At 39.9% G+C, this 17,179-nt stretch carries 16 protein-coding genes; 8 read left to right on the forward strand and 8 right to left on the reverse strand.

Annotation, left to right across the window (positions count from 1 at the left end):
* Positions 1–10: 10 nt before the first annotated feature.
* Positions 11–805 (reverse strand): TonB-dependent receptor plug domain-containing protein, encoded by a 795-nt coding sequence (locus tag PLZ15_11555; GenBank protein ID HOI30381.1) that lies wholly within the window; start codon positions 803–805, stop codon positions 11–13.
* A 206-nt stretch (positions 806–1,011) separates the two neighbouring features.
* The gene (locus PLZ15_11560; GenBank protein HOI30382.1) at positions 1,012–1,170 is read right to left on the reverse strand and encodes a hypothetical protein; all 159 of its coding nucleotides are present in this window, start codon (positions 1,168–1,170) and stop codon (positions 1,012–1,014) included.
* A 69-nt stretch (positions 1,171–1,239) separates the two neighbouring features.
* On the opposite strand from PLZ15_11560, the gene PLZ15_11565 reads away from it, so the two are divergent.
* Positions 1,240–2,370: an aminotransferase class V-fold PLP-dependent enzyme gene (locus tag PLZ15_11565; GenBank protein HOI30383.1), complete on the forward strand. Its 1,131-nt coding sequence runs from the start codon at positions 1,240–1,242 to the stop codon at positions 2,368–2,370.
* Positions 2,371–2,402: 32 nt separating this feature from the next.
* On the opposite strand, the gene PLZ15_11570 is transcribed toward PLZ15_11565, so the two are convergent.
* On the reverse strand, positions 2,403–2,618 hold the full coding sequence (locus PLZ15_11570) for a hypothetical protein (GenBank protein ID HOI30384.1): 216 nt from the start codon (positions 2,616–2,618) through the stop codon (positions 2,403–2,405).
* 94 nt (positions 2,619–2,712) lie between these two features.
* Complete coding sequence (locus tag PLZ15_11575; GenBank protein ID HOI30385.1) at positions 2,713–4,059, reverse strand: phosphomannomutase/phosphoglucomutase; 1,347 nt, start codon at positions 4,057–4,059, stop codon at positions 2,713–2,715.
* Positions 4,060–4,206: 147 nt separating this feature from the next.
* Between PLZ15_11575 and PLZ15_11580 the strand changes: the two genes are divergently transcribed.
* The 4 genes from PLZ15_11580 (at position 4,207) to PLZ15_11595 (ending at position 11,346) form a co-directional block, all read left to right on the forward strand.
* Positions 4,207–4,545: a hypothetical protein gene (locus PLZ15_11580; protein HOI30386.1), complete on the forward strand. Its 339-nt coding sequence runs from the start codon at positions 4,207–4,209 to the stop codon at positions 4,543–4,545.
* A 135-nt stretch (positions 4,546–4,680) separates the two neighbouring features.
* Positions 4,681–6,804 carry a S46 family peptidase gene (locus PLZ15_11585; protein ID HOI30387.1) on the forward strand — a complete coding sequence of 708 codons (2,124 nt, stop codon included), beginning with the start codon at positions 4,681–4,683 and terminating at the stop codon, positions 6,802–6,804.
* Positions 6,805–6,954: 150 nt separating this feature from the next.
* Entirely contained in the window at positions 6,955–9,087 is a 2,133-nt protein-coding gene (locus PLZ15_11590; GenBank protein HOI30388.1) for a S46 family peptidase, read from the forward strand.
* A 132-nt stretch (positions 9,088–9,219) separates the two neighbouring features.
* Positions 9,220–11,346, forward strand: a complete 2,127-nt coding sequence (locus tag PLZ15_11595) for a S46 family peptidase (GenBank protein ID HOI30389.1) — start codon at positions 9,220–9,222, stop codon at positions 11,344–11,346.
* A gap of 41 nt (positions 11,347–11,387) precedes the next feature.
* On the opposite strand, the gene PLZ15_11600 is transcribed toward PLZ15_11595, so the two are convergent.
* Complete coding sequence (locus tag PLZ15_11600) at positions 11,388–12,452, reverse strand: hypothetical protein (protein HOI30390.1); 1,065 nt, start codon at positions 12,450–12,452, stop codon at positions 11,388–11,390.
* 334 nt (positions 12,453–12,786) lie between these two features.
* Between PLZ15_11600 and cobO the strand changes: the two genes are divergently transcribed.
* Positions 12,787–13,353 (forward strand): cob(I)yrinic acid a,c-diamide adenosyltransferase, encoded by a 567-nt coding sequence (cobO, locus tag PLZ15_11605; protein HOI30391.1) that lies wholly within the window; start codon positions 12,787–12,789, stop codon positions 13,351–13,353.
* Between the two features lie 6 nt (positions 13,354–13,359).
* Here the strand turns inward: cobO and PLZ15_11610 are convergent, their stop codons facing one another.
* Complete coding sequence (locus PLZ15_11610; GenBank protein ID HOI30392.1) at positions 13,360–14,430, reverse strand: ATP-grasp domain-containing protein; 1,071 nt, start codon at positions 14,428–14,430, stop codon at positions 13,360–13,362.
* A 93-nt stretch (positions 14,431–14,523) separates the two neighbouring features.
* Here PLZ15_11610 and PLZ15_11615 point away from each other — a divergent pair, with 93 nt between their 5' ends.
* Both PLZ15_11615 and PLZ15_11620 read left to right on the forward strand, forming a co-directional pair.
* Entirely contained in the window at positions 14,524–15,360 is an 837-nt protein-coding gene (locus PLZ15_11615; GenBank protein ID HOI30393.1) for a cysteine peptidase family C39 domain-containing protein, read from the forward strand.
* Positions 15,361–15,378: 18 nt separating this feature from the next.
* Entirely contained in the window at positions 15,379–15,936 is a 558-nt protein-coding gene (locus tag PLZ15_11620; protein HOI30394.1) for a hydrolase, read from the forward strand.
* Positions 15,937–15,977: 41 nt separating this feature from the next.
* Here PLZ15_11620 and PLZ15_11625 read toward each other — a convergent pair whose 3' ends face one another.
* Both PLZ15_11625 and PLZ15_11630 read right to left on the reverse strand, forming a co-directional pair.
* Entirely contained in the window at positions 15,978–16,475 is a 498-nt protein-coding gene (locus tag PLZ15_11625; protein ID HOI30395.1) for a histidine phosphatase family protein, read from the reverse strand.
* 15 nt (positions 16,476–16,490) lie between these two features.
* Positions 16,491–17,102 (reverse strand): HD domain-containing protein, encoded by a 612-nt coding sequence (locus PLZ15_11630; protein ID HOI30396.1) that lies wholly within the window; start codon positions 17,100–17,102, stop codon positions 16,491–16,493.
* Positions 17,103–17,179: the final 77 nt, after the last annotated feature.

The following is a 17,179-nucleotide window of genomic DNA, read 5'->3' on the forward strand; positions in this document are numbered from 1 at the left end:
TCCGTTTATTCTATCTGCCAGTCCATAATAAAAGAACACCGCCGGCTTTTCCCCTGCTGAACTGATAGGGCGCATGAATACCTGATTTATAGTATTCAACGGCTTTTATGTTGTTGGGTGAAATCATATCAAGAATTCCAAGAGCGTTTCCTTGTTCGCTTAACAGCAATCCATCTAGATAAACAATAACATTTCCGAAAAAATCATGTAATCCGAAACTGCGAGTGGTATTTATAGAAGAACCAAACGGAGTTTGTGTAACAAGAAGTCCGGGAATTCCTCTTAGTAGTTCTCCGGCATTATTTACACTTCTGTTTTTAAATTCCTCCCGTGTAAAAAATCTACCGTTTCCAAAGACCCTTCTGTTATAAAATCCGACTTTGTCTAAATCAGAGTCGTAATTCTCAAATGCTTTCTTCCCCTTTACTTCAATTTCAGCAAGAAGAATAGGAACAGCCTCCATAACAATTAAAATATCTAGAGTATCTGTCTTAGGTATGAGCAGTTTACCCACCAGAAAATCTTTATAGCCGTATCGAGTCGTTTTGATATAAAAGCTTCTGTATTTCGGATTTGTGAAAATGAAAAAGCCGGTACTGTCACTTACACGGAAGGTTGAAATTGTTTTTACTGTCGGCATTAAATAGATGAACACATCTTCAACTGGTTTTTCTGTCCCCGATTCAATCACTCTACCTCTCACAACCTGCGAGTTGTTGTTGACCGGAATAAACAGTATAAGAGAAAATGCCAAAAGAAAATTGATGGAATTGAATAGGCCGCGGAAGTTTATTTCATTTGTCATAAACTTATCCTAGTCCGGGCAGGACATTTTAGTACTAAAAGAAAATAAAATATTTTTATTTAAAACAAAATGTTATTAATGCGGGATTAGTTCTAAGAGTCTGCGGAATTTGTAAGTGTACGACCGCAATTTAAGCTGCTGTTTCGGGGATGCCGGAGCTGAAAGGGGTTGATCCAGCCCCGGCTCTATTGCCTGCAAGCAAAGCCTTAGTTTAAGTGGAGTTTTTGTAATGCCATACCGATTGCCGTTTCAATTGAATATCTTTCATTCAGGTAGTCAACGACAAGGTTTATAAAAGATTTCTGATCTTTCTTCGGTATGAATACTCCGTAAAATGCTGATGCTATTTCAAATATTTTGTTCATTCTATGGTTTACCAGTTTCTAATTATATTATCGAAGGAAATTTTGAAAATTTTAGAGTGGAAGCGGAAAATGATAAATAGTAATGTAAGAGAGCTTTTCCCCCATCTTAAAACAGGTCAGATCTATTTCAATCATGCGGCAATCGGTCCCTGGTGTTCGCTTGTACTCGATCGAATCTCGGAATATATGAAGGATAGAAGCGGGGAGAGGGTTGAGAATTACTCTTCTTTTTTAAATTGGAGTTCCGGCGCTAAAGAAAAGTTAAGCCTGATTATCGGCTCTGAAACAGATCGTATTGCATGGATAGACAATGTATCTAACGGTTTGAACATACTTGCGAGCGGTTTAAATTGGAAAACAGGCGACCGGGTTGTAATTAACGATATAGAATTTCCCTCGAATGTATATCCTTTCCTTAATCTGAAACAATCCGGAGTTGAAATTGATATCATTAAATCGAAGAACGGAATTGTTGATACAGATGAAATTATTAGAGCTGTAACTCCCAGGACAAGGATTATATCGATCAGCCTAGTTCAGTTTTTATCCGGGTACCGGACCGATATCGAACTGTTAGGGGATTTTTGCAGAAGCAGAGGTATAATCTTCAGTGTAGATGCCATTCAGGCGACTGGTGTCGTAGGTATCGATGTTATAAAATCAAAAGTCGATTTTCTCTGCGGGGGGACTCAAAAATGGTTAATGGCATCCCAGGGCTTGTCATACCTTTATGTTACTGAAGAACTTCAGGAAAGAATAACTCAGAGCAGTGTAGGCTGGACCTCCGTAGAGAACGCGTGGAATCTGCTCGATTATGATCTGAAGCTTAAAAAGACTGCCGAGCGTTTCCAGAACGGAACAGTTAATGCTTTAGGAGTTGCTGTCTTCGATGCTGTACTCGAATTATTTACCGGAACCGGAATGAAAAATATCGAATCGGCGGTTTTGAGCAACACAAAATATTTTTTTAAGAAACTCGAAGAAATAGGAATTGATCCGTTCCTTAAAGATGTTGATGAAAAAAATCTGGCCGGAATTGTAACATTCAGGCATCCGGATGCGAACAGAATTTATGAGGAACTTCTTAAGCGTAAAATTTTTGGTGCCGTCCGCGAGGGAATGATAAGATTCTCGCCACACTTTTATAATACTTCTGATGAAATTGACCGGGTTGTTGATGAACTGAGGAAAATAGAATAGGGGACCGTGTAATTTGAGTCCCCTTATTAAATTTATTTTTCGGGGTTGTAGGAAAGTTCTACTTTAACATGAAAATCCGCGCCGCTGAAGAGAGTGTATTTAACCTCGCCGATAGTACACTTATAATCCTCTCCTAAAAGATCGCTGATAACTTTTGCTATTGAAGTTTCGAGTGTTCCTACACTAACGGATTTAAGTTTATTTTTTAAGAGTTTTTCTACGTCGATTGCTTTTTCCTGTTCAGCCATTTTATTTCTCCTCTATGTTAAATTTCGATTTCTCAGGTAGTTAGACGACCATGCATCATTATGGTTCATTCAAAAATTACTATCAGAAATTCGCTTAATTCCGAATCAAATTCAACAATTCTGCGGTCTTTTCATTCATCAGTTTTTCATTCTGCCTCGATTCCACATTTAGTCTCACAAGGGGCTCAGTATTGCTCATCCGGATATTAAACCGCCAATCAGGGTACTCAACACTTAATCCGTCGAGTTCATCAACAGTACCGTCATTAAACTTCTCTTTGATCTTTTCAATTTTTTCTTTGGCATTACTGACGGTAGAATTTATCTCGCCTGAACACGGATATTCTTTAATCATTTCTTCAACAAGATCGGAAAGTTTTGAATTCTCATCGGACATTAATTGCAGAATTAAAAGGAAAGGGATCAGTCCGCTGTCGGAATAGTAATTATCGCGGAAATAATGATGAGCCGACATCTCGCCGCCGTAAATCGAATTGACTTCGCGCATCTTCTGTTTTATAAACGCATGCCCGCTTTTGGAAACGACTGTCTTACCGCCCGATTTCTCAACAACTTCAATTGTGTTCCAGGTAAGCCGCGGGTCGTGAACAATCTTTTCACCGGGATTCGTTTTAAGAATCGATTTGGCTAACAGGCCAACGATATAATATCCCTCTATAAAATTTCCTTTCTCATCGAAAAAGAAGCACCGGTCGTAATCGCCGTCCCATGCAACTCCCAGGTCTGCATTGTATTCCTTTATTGCATCGATTGTTGGCTGACGGTTTTCGGGTAGTAGGGGATTCGGAACACCGTTCGGGAATTTAGAATCCGGTTCATGAAATACTTTCACCATTCTTATAGGAAGATTTTTTTCGAGCCGGTCCAGAGCCGGTCCAACGCATCCGTTTCCGGCATTCACAACTACTTTAAGAGGTTTTATTTTGTCTTTTTTGTAAAATTTTTGGAGACTATCGATAAATTCACTCATAATATCTTTCTGAATTACTTTTCCTTTTACCGGTGCATCAGAAGGAATTTCATTATTGAGGATCATTCTTTCAATTTCATTCAATCCCGAATCATATCCCAAGGGAACTGAACCTTTTTTAACAAACTTAAGTCCGTTATATTCGGGCGGATTGTGGCTGGCGGTTATCATTACACCGGCATCCGAATTTAAAAATGGGGTACCGAAATAGATCATTTCGGTTCCGCATAAGCCCAGATCGTAAACATCACTGCCGGCATCGGTAATTCCATTCGATAAAGCTTCGGCTAGAGCAGGAGAGGATTCTCTTACATCCCTTCCTATTACAACGGATTTACAATCAAGGTATTTTACTAGTATTTTACCCACTTTATAAGCCAGTTCCGGATTTAAATCCGAAGGCACTTTCCCTCTTATATCATAAGCTTTGAAAGAAGCAATTCTTTCCATTTATTCTCCAAAATTGATTTATCAAAAATAATGAATATTCCCCTATTGAACACGATAGATAACCTGACCGTTATTATTACAATATCAGGTGGCCGGCTGGAAAAAGGATAAATTTTTGCATAGAAATAGAATATCTCATGGTTTATTTTGCGTGCGCTTTTCTATGAGGAGGTTGATATCGAAACCAGTTCTACTATTCCGTCCAAATTTGCACAGTGCAGCAATTCTAAATGCCGTTTCGTATTTCATTTCGAAACTATTGAAGAATTTGTTGAAGCCAACTTTCTATGTCCTGAATGCAGACATAAGCTGACTACACATCATGTAGTCCAATGCAGAAATTGCCAGACAATTGTAAATCTATTTGCAATTGACGAAGGAGAAGAGCCTGTAATTTTTTATGTGAATAAATGCAGCCATTGTCACGGCTCTATCGAGGATGAGAGAAGAATTCAACCTTTTCTATATCCTGAGCTGTACATGTAAATAGCACTTTTTGTCTTTGTTAAAATATCTATTCTTTTTTGCATGTGGAAATTAGCTCCCGACAATAGATATTAATACCCTTCTGATATATTTTTACCCCTGATAATTGTATTCTTTCAACTAACGGGGGTTCGTATGAACAAAACTCTAAGAATTTCATTCCAGTTATTTTTACTCTACTTTATTATTTCCCTCCCTCTACTTTCTCAGCAGAAATTTATTCCCGATACGGTTAAAGCAGATAAGTTCGATATTGGCAAGATGTGGACATTTGAGCATGCGCCTGTCGATTATTTTGACAAGGTTTATGGTTTCAAACCATCTCAGGAATGGCTCGATGATATCCGTCTTTCAACTCTCCGGTTCGGTGGCGGATGTTCTGCAGGATTCATTTCCGAGGACGGGCTTCTCCTTACAAACCATCACTGTGTTGATTTCATAATGCAGCGGGTTCAGAAGGAAGGGGAGAATATACCGCGGGACGGTTTCTATGCAAAAACTCTGGCCGATGAAAGGAGAGTGCCTAACCTGTCAGTTACGCAGCTTGCTCTTATTGTTGATGTAACCGATGAAATAGTTGCCGCAATTAATAAAGGCAAGTCCGATAATGAAAAAGTTGAATTCAAGAATGCTAAGATCCGTGAATTACAGGATAAGTATTCAAAAGAAACCGGACTGGTCTGCAATGTAACCTCTCTTTATCATGGCGGAAAATATTCCCTTTACGGTTTTAAAAGATACGAAGATGTCCGCGCCGTTATATTTGTAGAAAGGATTGTAGGCCTCTACGGCGGCGATCCGGATAATTATACATACCCGAGATACAACTCGGACTTTGCAGTACTTCGTGTATATGACAATAACGGTAAACCGCTAAAGACCGATAATTTTTTCAAGCTTAACATCAATGGCCCGAAACTCGGTGAAGTTCTTTTTGCACTCGGTTATCCGGGAACAACCAACAGACTCAAAACAATTGCACAGCTTGAATACAACCGGGATATTGTCTACAGAAATAATACTTTCCAGAGTAACGGAATGGTCCGGATCTACGAAGAGATGATTAAACTCTATCCGGAGAATGCCGATGTTTACAGAGGATTGATGTTCGGTCCGGCTAATATTGCTAAACGTCAGAACGGCTTCATAGAGAATTTGTTCGATCCGTATCTAATGACGCGGAAAAAGGCATTTGAAAACGACCTTAAAAAGGTAGTGATGAACGATCCTGTTAAAAAACAGAAATACGGCCACATCTGGGATTCAATTGAGAAGACAAGAAAAGAGCTTTCTCTTCATGCCGGAGAAAGAGCTGCCTTTGCAAGATTGAATAACTCAATCTTTTTGCAGAGAGCTTTTGATATGGTTGAACTTGCAAACGCAATGAAACTTCCTGAAGATCAAAGGCCTGCGGAAATGAGAACCGAAAGATTAACGCAGGCTTTTAGTAATTTACCGGCAGCCATAGATTTACCTCTGGAAACAAGAAAACTCGCAATGGTTATTGATTTTATTAAACTTAATCTCGGCAATGATAATCCTGTTGTTAAAGAATTTTTTGGGGGATTAAACAGTGATAAAATGGCCGAGAAATTGATCCGGGAGTCAAAATTAAATGATAAGGATTTTATGTTGACTCTGATAAAGGGTAATCCGGATGACATTTTAAACAGCAACGATCCGTTCATAAGGTATTATGCAGGAACGCGTGAATCAAGATTGAAATTCCAGTCAGAGGCTCAGGAAATAATTAACACCGAAACTGTTCTTGAGGATCAGCTCGGACTCCTCCTTTTTGAAGTATTCGGAACTTCAATTGCACCGGATGCAACCGGGACATTCAGAATAAGCGATGGATTGATTTCCGGTTATAAATACAATGGAACAATAGCTCCTCCGTTCACTACATTCCACGGACTTTACGACCGATACTATTCACATCAGAAGCAATGGCCGTGGGATCTTCCTGCCCGATGGGTCAATTACGGAAATCTCGACTTAACCGCACAGAACAATTTTGTCGGTACATTCGATACGGTAGGCGGCAGCTCCGGAAGCCCCATAATTAATAAAGAGGCTGAATATATCGGAATCCTCCACGACGGGAATATGGAAGGGCTTTCAAACGATTTCATTTATACTACCGAGAAAAACAGGTCAGTTGCGCTTTCTTCCCAGGCAATCTATCAGATAGTTAAGCATATTATCGGAGCAGATAGAATTGCAGGGGAAATGGAAACAGGAAAAATTGTAGAATAATCACTAAAATTGAGATTCCCGGGAGTTTTTCCGCGGGAATCTCAATTATTCAATTTTACATTTTTTTTTGACCCCAATTAACTTGGTATTCATTCCTATCTGTTATATTTTTTGGAACAACAAATAACCAATAATAAACTGGGTGTTAATATGTTACGATTTGTAAATCGATTTAAACTTAGTCAGCTAATTATTTTATTAGCCTTCTTTTCTCTCCAGGTTCAAGCACAAATCAATTTTAATCCCGATACAGTAAAAGCTCAAAAATTCGATACGGGTAAGATGTGGTCTTTCGATTATCCACCGTTCGAACATTTTGAAAAGACTTACGGATTCAAACCGACTCAGGACTGGTTTGATGATGTAAGACTTTCCGCATTACGTGTTCCGGGATGTACCTCCTCGTTTGTATCAGCAGACGGATTAATGATGACAAACTATCACTGCGCAGAAGGTCTTGTGAGAAGAGTTCAGAAAGATGGTGAAGATCTTATTAACAACGGATTCTTTGCTGCAACACTCGGAGAAGAACGAAAGATCCCTAACTACTGGACCGAACAGCTCGTGTTTACGAAAGATGTTACAGATGAAGTAAGAAACGCAATTGCTGCCGGTAAGACAAACGAAGAAAAGACAAAACTGAAAGATGAGATCTCAAAAAAACTGCTCGATCAGTACAAAGCGGAAACAGGTTTGAACTGCCAGTTCATTTCGCTCTTTAACGGCGGTAAGTATTCAATTTACGGATACAAACGTTATGACGATATCCGTCTGGTATTTGCACCGGATTACCAGGCTGCATATTTCGGCGGCGATTACGACAACTTCACTTACCCTCGCTACAATCTGGATTGTACATTCCTCCGTGCATATGAAGACGGAAAACCGGTTAAGGCAGAAAACTTTTTCAAATTTTCTACCGAAGGAATCCAGCCGGGCGAACCTGTATTTACTGTCGGAAATCCCGGAAGCACCCAGCGCCTTAAAGCAGTCTCTTTCTTAGAGTATGCTCGCGATATCACTTACCGGAATAACTCATTCCTGGCCGATAATTATTTCGCAGCCCTCGAAACATTGAAATCGATCAATCCTGCCAACAAAGATATCTATGAAAGAATCCGCAGACAGATCGGCAACGGTCAGAAAGTATTTCATCAGACTTACAAAGGGTTAACCGACCCGTACCTGTTCGCAAGGAAAATCGCTTTTGAAAAATCATTGAAAGAAAGAGTAATGGCGGATAAGGATCTGAAAGAAAAATACAGCGGAATTTGGGATAACCTCTCTGCAACAAGAGCGGAAATGAGGAAGATCGGACCTCTTATGTCGGCATATTCTCTGAATCCAACTTATTCATCAAGGTACTTTTTAATCGCCCGTGATCTTGTGAACCTTGCAAAGGAACTTAAAAAACCTGAAGCTGAAAGAGATGCCAAGTATAAAGGAGCAAAACTCGATTCAACTTTAAATGCGATGTATCCTGAAAATATTGATAAACCTCTCGAGTACACTAAACTTACCATCCAGGCGGATTTTATTAGAATGAACCTCGGCGACACCAATCCTCTTGTTCAATATTTATTTGAGAATAAAAAAGGGAAAGAAGCAGCCGACTATATAATGTCGAAATCAAAATTGACCGATAAAAAGAATTTTGTGGCACTCGCAAAAGAAGGTGCGGAAAAGATATTGACCTGCAAAGATCCATTCATCTACTACGTTCTCCAAACTCAGGATAAAATTTCCGATCTTCAGAAACAGGCAAAGGAAATCACAGACACAGAACAGGTATATGATGATATGCTCGGCCAGGTTGTGTTCCATTTCTACGGTACAACTATTCCGCCCGATGCAAACTTTACACTCAGAATTAGCGACGGCGTGCTTAAAAGTTTCGACTATAACGGAACAATGGCTCCGACAGTTACAACTTTCTACGGTATGTACGACAGAAATTCTTCATTCTACAAGGAATATCCGTGGAATCTCCACCCGATGTGGAATGATCCTTCGAAGATTAATTTAGCTACTCCGTTGAATTTCACTTCTACAAATGACATAGTAGGCGGTAACTCCGGAAGCGCCGTAATAAACAAGAATGCCGAAGTTGTTGGTCTTGCGTTCGACGGCAACATGGAGAGCATTTACGGAAACTTTATTTTTATGCCTCATGAAAACCGCTGCGTTTCGGTTGATGCCCGCGGAATGATGGAAGCATTCGAAAAAATTTATAAAGCAGAACGCTTTGTTAAAGAGTTGAAAGAAGGGAAATTGTCCCAATAGGGGTCTATTCCTATTAATGTGTCTTAGTGTCTTGGTGACCGGATTGAAATATATTTCGATCGGGTCATCAGGACACAAATGTTTTAAATCTGGCAGCTGCCGGATTTTTTATCAAATCATACCGAGGTTGAAATGAAAAGTATTAAAAACATTTTGCTCATTCCGTTATTTCTTTTTACAAGCATAATACTAAACGCACAATCGATTTACGAACCTGTTGATATTTCAAAAGTTAAATTCGACTTGAAAGAAATGGGAACGATGTGGACATTCGACGCGGTTCCTGTCGACTACTTCGAGAAAACCTATGGCTTTCGTCCGACACAGGAATGGTTGGAAGATGTTATGAAATCCGCTCTTCAGTTCGGCGGCGGATGCTCTGCTGCTTTTGTGTCGGAAGACGGACTGATAATGACCAATCATCACTGCGCAAGAAATGTTCTGCTTGGCCTCTCCCCAAAAGGGGAGAACTACCTGCGCGACGGGTATTATGCCGGTACAATGGATAAGGAGATTAAAGTCCCCAGATTGTTTGTAGACCAATTGATAACAATTTCCGACGTAACCGACGAAGTACTCGAGGCATTTAAAAGCGGTACAACAAACGATGAAAAAATTAAGAACCGTACCGCAAAGATTTCCGAAATTGAAAACAAGTATAACCAGGAAACCGGACTTGTCTGTAAAGTAATCGAACTTTACAAGGGAGGCAAGTATTCGTTATACGCCTATAAGCGCTACAGCGATATACGGTTAGTAATGGCCCCGGATTTTCAGATTGCGGCAACCGGATGGGACTGGGATAACTTCACGTATCCGCGTTATGAACTCGACTTCATGTTCTTCCGTGCTTATGAAAATGATAAACCGGTTAAGACAAATCACTTCTTTAAATTCAGTGCCAAAGGCGCCGAGGAAGGGGAACCGATTTTTGTTGTCGGCAGACCTGGAAGCACTCAGCGTTTATTATCTGTTGCCCAGCTAGAATTCTTCCGCGATAAACAGTATAAATATTTTCTTGCAATGCTTAATGAGTCCTATAAAAACGCATACGAACAGTTTGAAGCTCATCCCGAAAAATTTGATGAAATGCTTAACTCGGTTCTGGGTGTTGGCAACAGCAGAAAATCTTTTGCGGGGCGTTACCTCGGTCTGCGTGATGAACTTATAATGGCTAAGAAAAGAGATTTTGAAAAAGATCTGATTGCAAAGGTTAACAGCGATCCCGGGCTAAAAGCTAAATACGGACATATCTGGACAGCAATTCAAAGTGCTATTAATGAGCTTAATGGATTCTACAATGATTATCTGACTCTTGGACTCAGATCTCCTTATATAACATTAGCTCAGGATGTTTTAAAATATGCAAATCAGTTGAAACTTCCGGAGAACGAAAGAGAAAAAAAATACAGTAAAGATTCCTTAAGTACTACGATTGAAAAACTATTCCCGGTAAATTTTAACGTTGAAGCTGAGAACAGAAATTTGCGTGCATCGGTAAGTTATCTTAACGTTATTCTGGGCGGCGACCACTTTATTACAAAAGAATTATTCGGAGGTAAGATTGGTGATGAGGCAATTTCTTATTTCCTTTCGGCTTCCGGTTTAACATCCAAAGAGAAGCTCGACAAGTTCGTAAAAGAAAACACTCCGGATCAGATCCTAAATTCGAACGACCCTCTGATCAGATTTGTAAACTATGTAGCAAAAAAGAGAGCCGAGCTTGATCCTAAGAACCGCGAAATCCAGAATACACTTTCTGTTCTGAATCAGCAGCTGGGTGAAGTTATATTCTCGGTTTACGGCAATCAGATACCGCCGGACGCTACAAGTTCTCTAAGAATTTCCGACGGCGTTATTAAAGGATACGAATATAACGGGACATTAGCACCGGGCAAAACCACCTATTTCGGTTTGTGGGATAGATGGTATTCCTTCGGGAAAAAACCTTATCCCTGGGGATTACATACGAGATGGCAGAATATTCCGGAAGGCTTCGACCTCTCAGTTCCGATCGGGTTCGCTTCTACTAATGATATTGTCGGCGGTAACTCGGGAAGCTCCGTTATTAATAAGAACAAGGAAGTTGTTGGATTGGTACACGACGGAAATCTTGAAAGTCTTGCCGGTGATTTTATTTTCCTCGAATCTAATAATAGAACCGTAGCAACCGATTCCTGGGGATTAATGGAAGCGCTGAAGTTTGTTTATAAAACCGACAGGCTTGTTAAAGAACTTCAGAACGGAAAAATCGATTAGTATTTTTTTTGCGTAAGGAACGGCACTTAGCCGTTCCTTCTTTATCCTGCCAATTTTAAAATATCAGAAACTACAAGAGCCGCAGTAGCTTTTGCACCCCCGCTCGATCCTTTTATTATTAAAGGATACTTATTATAGAATTCCGATCTGATCAATAATATTTTTTCGCTTGAACCGGCAGAATAAAAAGGATGATTTGAATTTACCATCTCAATTTTAACCTGCCCTTTATCTTTTTTAAAAGAAGCCGAATAGACAGGCTTACAATTCATGTTTAGCGATCTCCGCTTCAGTTTTTCAAAATGATAATCGTAGGATCTTATCGCTTTGAGAAACTGCTCTGCTGAATCTAAGCTTTTTAATTTTGCCGGAACAAGGTTCTGAATTCTTATATCATCCAATTCAATTGCAGCCCCGGCCTCCCGCGCCAGTATAAGTATTTTACGGGCGGAATCAATTCCGTTAAGATCGATTCTCGGATCAGGCTCTGTTAATCCTTCCTCTCTTGCTTCAATTATTAGATCGGAAAAAGACCGTCCGGTTGAAATCATGTTTTCCAGAATGTAATTCATCGTACTCGAGAAGAGTCCTTTTATTTCAATGATTCTATCTCCGCCTTCTCTCATTGAATGAATCAGATCGATACCCGGAAGTCCCACTCCTGTATTTGCGCTGTACCGGAATCCTGTCCCGTATTTCTGTACTATTTCCCTTAACTTAACATAGTCCTTATAGTATCCCGAATTTGCCGATTTGTTGGGAGTAACAACCGGAATTTTTTTAAGGATCTCTCTGTAGTGATTTTTTAGATCGCTTCCGTCGGTACAATCGGCAAAAATTGCCTTTTGGAATCCGCTTCCCGTCATCCGGTCGATATACTCATTCATATCTGTTACTTTTCCATTGTTAACCAAAAGATCTTTCCACTTATTCAGATTGATTCCCTTAGCATCGATAAACATCCCGGATCGGTTTACAATTCCAACCACTCTTATTATGAACGAATTACTGTATAAATCGAAAGTGGAATTATTTTTCAGATAGTTCAACAATTCAGACCCTACCACTCCGGTGCCGGCAATAAAAAGCGATATATTCTTTTTCATATCAGGATCATTTTTATTAGCAAAAATTCTGATTACAAAACTACATAAGAAATACAATTTCCGTTAATACATAAATTATTTTTAGAAACAGCGTTTCCGGCTATAATTCCAAATAAAAATTACGAATGTTTTGAAACTTTTCGTTCAAAATCTATATTTAGTAAGGGTAAGTAAACTCTCTGGAAAGGTTAAATAATGGAATATTCGATCGAGTCTCCCTGTACAAACAGATGTTTCGTGCCCCCCGGTTCAGATCTTTGTACAGGATGTTTTAGAACTGTAAATGAGATTATTCATTGGATCAATTATTCAGACAAGCAGCGTTCCGAAGCAAATGCAAAAATTGAACAGAGGAAAAAAGATTATGAAAGAAAAAATGGATAAAGGTTTTGTTCAGATCTATACCGGAAACGGTAAAGGAAAAACAACGGCTGCACTCGGACTTGCCCTCCGTGCCGCTGGTGCCGGAATGAAATCTTACATCATTCAGTTCATGAAGGAATATCCCTACAGCGAAGTTGAAAGCCTGAAAAATCTGAATCACTCGATTGAAATTGAGCAATGCGGCGGAGACGATTTCGTCTATAAAAAAGAACTTCCGCCTTCCGATGAATTGAAAAAAGCTGCTGCAGGGCTTCGGCGGGCTAAAGATAAAATGATAAGCGGTAATTATGATCTTGTTGTACTCGACGAGGTATGTGTCGCAATTTACTTCAAACTTTTTAATACAATTGAAGTATTGGATTTTATTAAATCGAAACCGGCAAATGTTGAATTGATTCTTACCGGCAGATATTGCCCTCAGGAATTAATTGATGCTGCAGATCTTGTGACAGAAATGAAAGAAGTTAAACACTATTACCAGACAGGTGTTTTAACAAGAAAAGGAATTGAATCCTGAAATTATTTACCTGTGATCAGTTGATACAGATGAATCCACATGCCTTCTCTCGTACGCAAAATCAACTATCATTTTAAGTGCTGTTGCGTAATCGTATCCGGCATGACTGGCCGATCTCATAAATCCCGCATCTTCAGTCAAGTCGGGATTTGGATTTACCTCAAGGACGTAAAGTTTATTATCTGTTTTTGAAAGACGCATATCCACTCTCGAATAATCCCTTACACCCATTGTTTTAAAACAGATTAGCGCCATTTTCTCAGCCTGTTTCTGAATCCGCTTGGGCAACTGAGCAGGACAGATCGGAATAGTTTTATGATATGCTTCGTGGAGCGGATCCCACTTTGCCTGGAAGCTAACTATAGGGTGAAGATGATCGGGAAGCTCCGAGAAATCTATCTCGCTGATCGGAAGCACCACAGGATTCTTATCCCCGAAGACGGCAACATTTAACTCGCGCCCTAATATGAATTCTTCAATTAATGCCGGTTGTTTGAACGAACTTATTACATAATCGACACGCTTTTTAAGTTCATCCAGGTTATTGACGATGGAGTTATTGTCTATTCCAACGCTGGCATCCTCCCACGCCGGTTTTACTATAAGAGGGTATTTCAAACCCGTCCTGAAAGATTCGGTCATATGCTTTATTATTTTGAACCGCGGGGTCCGGATACCTGCGGCTCTTAGAATCCTTTTAGTGAGGGTTTTGTTCTGACATGTTCCTAAAGCCAGAGGAGTAGCTCCGGTGTACGGGATGTTTAAGAGTTCCAGCAGACCGGTAAAATTCATTTCCAGGCGCGGCTGGTCGTGAAAAAGCTCTACAAAATTGAATATTACATCGGGTTTGTTCTTTTCAATATCCCTGAAAAAAAGCGGCAGATCGTCACGTATGTTAAGAGTATATGCCTCATACCCGAATTTCCTAAGTGATTTTGCAATTCCCTCAAATTCTTCTATCGGATTGATCTCCTGAAGACTGAATACAGGATCGAAATCGAGGTCGCCTTCCTTTGGCATTTTGGCTTTCTTCGATTTATCCTGAATCGGCTCGTTAAATAGGATGGCTACTTTCACGTCGAGAACCATTTTTTTTTACAAAGGTAAACAATTCTGTTTTGCATTTCAAAAGTTTTGCTATTTTTGCACTCAACTTGAATAAGTGATTATATGAGTTTCTATCCGCAGCCGAATAAATATCAATGCGGTCCTTTTGCATTGAAACACGCTCTCGTCATGCTTGGCATTTTCAAGGACGAAGATCAGATTGGAATAATTGCCGGAAGTACCTGGTGGTCCGGTACTGATGAATTTGGTCTTGCACGGGCCGCCCGGAGATTTGATTGTAAGATGAAACATTTTCAATCGAGTAATCCCGACGACGCCCGAAGAATGCTCGTTAACGAATTGAAGAAAGGTCATCCCTGCATTCTGAGCGTAAAAAACTGGGAACACTGGACAACGGTTGTAAGCTATCAGAAAGGTAACTTTGTTGTGATAGATAGTGAACTCGATAAGGTCGTTTCCGTCCAGTCAACAACCCAGCTTCTGCGGAGATGGAAATATATCGAGAAGGGAACAGGGATAAGAAGTTTCGACGGATATGCACTTATTCCAAAATTCAAAGTGACAACGCGTGCTAAATTTACTCCTCTGAAAGCTAAGTACCTGATGTACGATAAAAACGAAGACCTTGCAAATAAATTCGATCAGTACACAAACGACCTGATGACCATTGGCAGTCCGCGTACCAAATTGAGTTTTAACTTTATTACATTCTCGGAATTCTTACGCCGTAACGAAAAAAATCTGATTAAGCGAGTCGCACAATGGCACGGGGAACCTACTTATTCGGAGTTGAAGAAAATTCTTACTAACATGAAATTTGTTGCCGATGTTTATGATCTTATTATACATGAGGATGAAGAGAAACGAGCGGCCATCGACCTGGCCTCCATTCTGATGATGTATTCGTGCGGAAAGTACGGAATGAATCCGATCTATTAATTTTTACGAGATTTGTAAATGGAAAGACACAGCAGAATTTTGAAGAAAGACAAATCGGCTCTAATTGTTATCGATATTCAGGAGAGAATCCTGCCGGTTATATTTGAAAGCGGGAGAGTAGTTCAGAATTCAATAAAGCTGATAAAAGGATTTAGAACATTGAATCTGCAGGTCTATTATACCGAACAGTATCCTAAAGGATTGGGGCCGACCAGCAGTTTTGTTAAAGAGGCACTCGAAAGCGCAAATGCTGTTGAAAAGTTGAGTTTCAGCTGCGCCGGCGCTCCCGGTTTATTCGATGAACTTAAAGCCAAAGGAGTTGAGCAGGTTGTGCTGTGCGGAATTGAATCGCATGTCTGCGTATTGCAGACAGCGCTCGATCTTATAGCTGCCGGTTTTCAGGTTCAGGTTGCTTCCGATGCGGTCTCTTCTAGAAGAGAGTTCGATTACAATATCGCGCTCAAGAGAATGAATTCAAACGGTGCTGAAATTACTCTCACGGAATCTGTTCTGTTTGAATTATTGGAAGTATGCGGTACAGACCAGTTTAAAACAATTTCGAAACTGGTTAAATGACTTAAAGCCGGCCGATAAACAGCCGGTTAACATTCAGGTAATCAATCGAAATATTTTTTAGGAAATTCGAAAAAGAAGGTTTTACCTTTACCGCGTTCAACATCTTTCCAGCTTTCAACATAAAACTCAATCCCAACAATACCGCATGTGGGAATATTTGTCACTAATTTATTCCCCAGATGATTTGCATATAATGTAATAGCCGGGTTGTGACCGAACAAGAAGACCTTCTTATAAGATTCGGAAATTTTCTGGACAATCGTTTCAAGCTCCCTGATTCCGCTGTCATATATTGAATCATCGATGATAATTTTTTTTAAGTCGAAACCGATTTCCCCGGCAAAAATTTCTGCTGTTGTAATTGCCCTTAAAGCAGGACTGGAATAGACGGCATCGGGATTTATTTTCTCTTTTTTCAGGAGTTGTGCCATAAAGGGGGCGTCGCGTTCGCCACGTTTGTTCAAGGGTCTCTCGTAATCAGTAAGTCCGGATTCGCCCCAACTCGATTTTGCATGCCGTATTAAAAATAATTTTTTCATGTAACCGGTGCTTAATCAGGATCGGAATGATCTTAGTTCGGAAAGAATATTTTTTAATTTATTCAGGTGCTTTAGTTTTAGAGGTTCTAAAACCTCTCTTGCATACGATGTAAAAAATTTATGCTCCGACATAAACTCAATGCTTTTTTCAAGCCACTCCAGCTCCGTTAAAGACCGGCCGAAATGATGTTCAAACTCAACTCGGAATAGGTCGTTCCTGTTGATAAAATTTTTCTTTCCGAGATGGGAGAGATCCGCGTCGCAAATAACTTTTTCGAGAAGATTCTTCGGCTTCTGAGGTACGCGCGTCGCAAGAATGCAGCCTTTAACTTTCTCGATTTTTTCCGGAGGGTATTTTTCGTTTGCAAGGAAATCACCGGCATATTCTGCGCTTACTTCCTCATGGCTGTCTGATTTCTTTACATATCCCACATCGTGAAAGCAGGCTGCAAGCTGAACAATTTCGAGATCCTCCTCCGTTAAATTCTCTGCCTCTCCGATTTCCAGGGCAGATGCTATAACCTCCTGCGTATGGTTAACGTCGTGATACACGTGCGCTTTTGGAGTCTTATCATATAAAATCGAAAGTGCGTATTCTTCTGCTTTTTTCAGAAGAGAGTTTTTCATTCTATGTTCCAGGTTCTATTCATAATCCGACGCACAAATTTAATAAATTAATAAGTAGAGTCTAACTGATTTTGTCA

This window comes from Melioribacteraceae bacterium (assembly GCA_035362835.1).
In the GTDB taxonomy this organism is placed as follows: domain Bacteria; phylum Bacteroidota; class Ignavibacteria; order Ignavibacteriales; family Melioribacteraceae; genus DSXH01.

Coding starts and splice junctions, on each gene's coding strand:
- PLZ15_11585 (HOI30387.1), top strand. CDS start 4,681: ATGAACAAAACTCTAAGAATTTCATTCCAGTTATTTTTACTCTACTTT.
- PLZ15_11615 (HOI30393.1), top strand. CDS start 14,524: ATGAGTTTCTATCCGCAGCCGAATAAATATCAATGCGGTCCTTTTGCA.
- PLZ15_11560 (HOI30382.1), bottom strand. CDS start 1,170: ATGAACAAAATATTTGAAATAGCATCAGCATTTTACGGAGTATTCATA.
- PLZ15_11555 (HOI30381.1), bottom strand. CDS start 805: ATGACAAATGAAATAAACTTCCGCGGCCTATTCAATTCCATCAATTTT.
- PLZ15_11630 (HOI30396.1), bottom strand. CDS start 17,102: ATGAAAAACTCTCTTCTGAAAAAAGCAGAAGAATACGCACTTTCGATT.
- PLZ15_11590 (HOI30388.1), top strand. CDS start 6,955: ATGTTACGATTTGTAAATCGATTTAAACTTAGTCAGCTAATTATTTTA.
- PLZ15_11625 (HOI30395.1), bottom strand. CDS start 16,475: ATGAAAAAATTATTTTTAATACGGCATGCAAAATCGAGTTGGGGCGAA.
- PLZ15_11570 (HOI30384.1), bottom strand. CDS start 2,618: ATGGCTGAACAGGAAAAAGCAATCGACGTAGAAAAACTCTTAAAAAAT.
- PLZ15_11600 (HOI30390.1), bottom strand. CDS start 12,452: ATGAAAAAGAATATATCGCTTTTTATTGCCGGCACCGGAGTGGTAGGG.
- PLZ15_11575 (HOI30385.1), bottom strand. CDS start 4,059: ATGGAAAGAATTGCTTCTTTCAAAGCTTATGATATAAGAGGGAAAGTG.
- PLZ15_11595 (HOI30389.1), top strand. CDS start 9,220: ATGAAAAGTATTAAAAACATTTTGCTCATTCCGTTATTTCTTTTTACA.
- cobO (HOI30391.1), top strand. CDS start 12,787: ATGCAAAAATTGAACAGAGGAAAAAAGATTATGAAAGAAAAAATGGAT.
- PLZ15_11565 (HOI30383.1), top strand. CDS start 1,240: ATGATAAATAGTAATGTAAGAGAGCTTTTCCCCCATCTTAAAACAGGT.
- PLZ15_11620 (HOI30394.1), top strand. CDS start 15,379: ATGGAAAGACACAGCAGAATTTTGAAGAAAGACAAATCGGCTCTAATT.